The organism is Bacillus sp. AFS098217 (assembly GCF_002551815.1).
In the GTDB taxonomy this organism is placed as follows: Bacteria; Bacillota; Bacilli; order Bacillales; family Bacillaceae_G; genus Bacillus_A.
Genome location: NZ_NVPR01000124.1, coordinates 1 through 4,577, shown reverse-complemented (window position 1 = coordinate 4,577; position 4,577 = coordinate 1). Strand labels below are relative to the sequence as shown.

Sequence of the window (4,577 nt, the reverse complement as noted above, 5' to 3'; positions counted from 1 at the left end):
ACAAACACAGAGATAAACAAGGAATCAAACACAAGTACAAACACAGAGATAAATAAAGAATCGAACACAAGTACAAACACAGAGATAAACAAAGAATCAAACACAAGTACAAATAACGATTCAAAAGTTCCACCTACTAAAGAGAATGATAAAACGATAGCGTTACTTCCTAAAACAGGGGGAACACCAACGGAATTTATTTCAATACTTGTAGGTATGTTGTTGTTAGTTTTTGGGGTATTCTTATTTGGCCGTCAACGAGGTTAATAAAAAAACATGCCAAATGCTGAAAAGCACTTGGCATGTTTTTTATTATATATAGAATACAAGTTTTGATGATAAAGTACACTTGAATAAAACGTTACGTTTTCAAAAGGGAATGTCGGGCTTTTTTTGTAAGTGAACTCTATATAGAACCCGCTTCTAGTAAATATATATGCCACGAAGTTGATAGTACATATTGTGTAATATATTTCCTTAAGTATCATCATTTTAGTCTAATAATTAATGGAAGTAAATATATTGTCGTGAAATGTCGAAAAAACTTTTAAAATAACACATCTTTTATAAAAACAAAGCAGAAAGAATTGACTTTGAATTGAGTTTATATTAACATCATCAAGTGTGTTATTCCCCATTCTTTATTGTTTATTATAGTAATCGATGAAGAATGTACAGGAAAGAAATTCAGTGAAATTAAAAATATCCTCTAATGTATAGTGATTATTTTGTTGAAAAAGTAATGGAAATCTTGTTTTTTTATTCGATAATATTATGAATACCTTAAATTGAACTATATATTCAAAAAATGGAAATTCATAAAATTGCTCTGAAGTTAATGCGACACTACTAATAATTGTTTTATCGAGTCACGATATATACTCCTCTTGCTTAATAGTGAAAATTCTATAATATTGCCTTTAAGGTATATGCATTTCTTGTAAAATAGGATCAAATTATATTGCACCACACTACGTTATACTATTCTTCAAAGTAAAATATATTGATTTTTGGATACTATTTAAAAGTGAAGATAGTGTTATTTCCCAAATTACTATTCTATATTTAATGAAAAAATTTGTAAATCAAGATTTATATAAAGATTTTACTTAATTATTCTAATAGATTTGTTAGGTTAAGCAAATGAAATTTGTTTTCAAAATACAGATAATTACAAAAAAAGAAATAACTTCTCTCTTATAATGAAAAATGAGCTGTATATTATTTGAGAAGAAGATTACATAAATAGTTCAATATCACAATAGTTCTTGTGAGAGAGGTGACAAAGACTTGCGTGAAGCCTTATGGATTGGTTGAAGAAAAGAGTATTCAAGTTGAGTCGAATATCATAATAATGTGATATGAATATAAAATATAGGAGGATGCTATGAATATACATTCAAAAAGAGTATTTTCGATTTTTTTAATTATAATGATTTTTATGTTTACTATAGGTCAGAGTTTAATGCCTATAATAGCAAATGCACAAGAGTTAAGTACAACAGGATTTGTGGATAGTTTTACGATTGATAAAACGAAACTAAAATACGGAGAACAGGCTAAAATAAATGTAACTTTTAGTGATAAATCTGGAAATAAGATGAAGTCTGGAGACACACTAACGTTAACACTGCCTCCGGAATTAACAGGATTTAATGGGACGATTCCATTAAATGATGAGCAAGGTAATAATTTTGGTACTTGTCAAGTAAATGCAGGTAATGTGGTATGTACATTTAATGATATGGTTGAGAAACTTCACAATATTAGAGGGCATTTTAATTTTACAGTTCAAGCTAGTAATGTAGGAACGGATCAAACGAAAGATGTTGCAACAAATTTAGGGACAACTTTAGATAAGCAAACTGTAACGATTGCTGGTCCAACTAGTGGTGGTGGTACAGGCTCTAAACCGTTTTTCTATAAAACTGGTGATATTCAACCAAACAACACTAATGAAGTGCGTTGGTTCTTGAATATAAACTTAAACAAAGAATATTTAAGTAGAGATATTGTTGTGTCTGATAGTTTGCAGGAAGGTCAAACACTTAATAAAGATAGTTTTCGGATAACAGTTAATGACAGAGAAACTTTAACAATTAAACAATTTGAAGAGCAACGTTATGGATATGTTCAGTTTAATGACGACGGTCATTCATTTAAAGTCGTGATTAACTGGAATATGGGAAGTGCTAGATCTTTTACCGTTTCTTATACGAGTACTATAACGGAAAGCGGAAAGAGCCAAGAATCTTTTAATAATGATTATAAGATTGATTATCAAGTTCTATACAAACAGCCGGTTTCTGAGTCGGGTAGTGCCAAAGTTAACAATATAACATCTGGCGGTGGTGCTCAAGGTGATTTACCTCCTAAAGGAACGTTAAGAATTGTTAAGCATCTTGAAGGTGATGAAGAAAAAGTAATACCAAATGTCTCGTTTAAGTTGTATAAAGAGTCAGGTGAACAAGTTGGAGATGTATATGTAACGGATGAAAAAGGGATAATTGAAATTCCTAATTTACAACCAGGTAAATACTATGTGCAAGAAGTTTCAGCTCCAGACTATATTGATTTCGATCCTCAGATAAAAGTAAGTTTTGAAGTGAAATCAAATACTGTAAACGGAGTTAAATTACCGATTTCGAATAAAGTGAAATCTACATCCATTACTGGAACAAAAACATGGAAAGGCGATAATGCGACAGATCGTCCGAAAACAATCAAAGTAGACTTATTACAAAATGGTCAGGTCATCAACACACAAGAAGTAAGTGAAGCAAGCGGTTGGAAATATGAATTCAAAGATTTAGCTGCGTATGATGCAAACGGCAAAGCATATAAGTATGAAGTAAAAGAACAACCAGTAGATGGATATAAATCAGAAGTAAATGGTTATGACATTATAAATACAAAAGTGGTCCAAACAACAAAAGTAGAAGGAACAAAAACGTGGAAAGACGACAATGCGACAGATCGTCCGAAAACGATTAAAGTAGACTTACTACAAAATGGTCAGGTCATCAACACACAAGAAGTAAGTGAAGCAAGCAGTTGGAAATATGAATTCAAAGATTTAGCTGCGTACGATGCAAACGGCAAAGCGTACAAGTATGAAGTGAAAGAACAACCGGTGGCAGGATACCAATCTGACGTAAATGGTTATGACATCACAAATACAAAAGTAGGAAAGACAACAGTAGAAGGAACAAAGACGTGGAAAGACGACAATGCGACAGATCGTCCAAGCACAATTAAAGTAGACTTACTGCAAAATGGTCGAGTGATTACGACGCAAGAAGTAACAGCGGAAAAAGGCTGGAAATATGAATTCAAAGACTTATCTGCGTACGATGCAGATGGAAAAGCCTATAGATATGAAGTGAAAGAACAACCGGTAGCAGGATATCAATCAGAAGTAAATGGCTACAACATTACAAACACAAAAGTAGCGAAATTGACAGTAGAAGGAACGAAGACGTGGAAAGACGGAAATGCAACAGACCGTCCGGCAATGATCAAAGTAAACTTACTACAAAACGGAAACGTGATCAAAACACAAGACGTACTAGCAGTAATGGGTTGGAAATATATATTCGTAGATTTAGAAGTATATGATGCGAATGGAGTAGCCTATAGATATGAAGTGAAAGAACAACCAGTAGCGGGATACCAATCTGACGTGAAAGGTTATGACATCACAAATACAAAAGTTGGCGAAACGAAAGTAGAAGGAACAAAAACTTGGAACGATAACAACGCAACAAATCGCCCAAGCTCGATTAAAGTAGATTTACTACAAAACGGTAAAGTAGTAGACACAAAAGAAGTAACAGAGGCAACAAATTGGAAGTACGCATTTGAAAATCTACAAGCATACGATGCGAATGGAATAGCTTACACGTATACAGTGAAAGAACAACCGGTAGCAGGATATCAATCAGAAGTCAAAGGTTATGACATCACAAATACAAAAGTAGGAAAGACAACAGTAGAAGGAACAAAGACGTGGAAAGACGACAATGCGACAGATCGTCCAAGCACAATTAAAGTAGACTTACTGCAAAATGGTCAGGTCATCAACACACAAGAAGTAAGTGAAGCAAGCGGTTGGAAATATGAATTCAAAGATTTAGCAGCATACGATGCAGATGGCACTGCCTACAAGTATGAAGTAAAGGAACAACCAGTAGATAGTTACAAAACAGAAGTACACGGTTATGACATTACAAACACAAAAGTAGGTCAAACAAAAGTAGAAGGAACAAAGACGTGGAAAGACGACAATGCGACAGATCGTCCGAAAACAATCAAAGTAGACTTACTCCAAAATGGTCAAGTGATTACAACGCAAGAAGTAACAGCAGAAAAAGGCTGGAAATATGAATTCAAAGACTTAGCTGTGTACGATGTAGACGGCAAAGCGTACAAGTATGAAGTGAAAGAACAACCGGTAGCGGGATACAAAACAGAAGTCAAAGGTTATGACATTACGAATACAAAAATCAAGGACGGAACAGTTGTAGATCCAGGCAAGGATCCAAACAAAGATCCAAACAAGGATCCAAACAAAGATC

At 33.6% G+C, this 4,577-nt stretch carries 2 protein-coding genes; both read left to right on the top strand.

The window, feature by feature from the left end:
* Positions 1-267, top strand: a 267-nt coding sequence (locus COO03_RS23350; protein WP_141523443.1) for an LPXTG cell wall anchor domain-containing protein, incomplete at its 5' end; no start/stop codon positions are given.
* Between the two features lie 1,120 nt (positions 268-1,387).
* The coding region (locus COO03_RS23345; protein ID WP_240520161.1) for a Cna B-type domain-containing protein at positions 1,388-4,577 on the top strand (3,190 nt) is incomplete at its 3' end.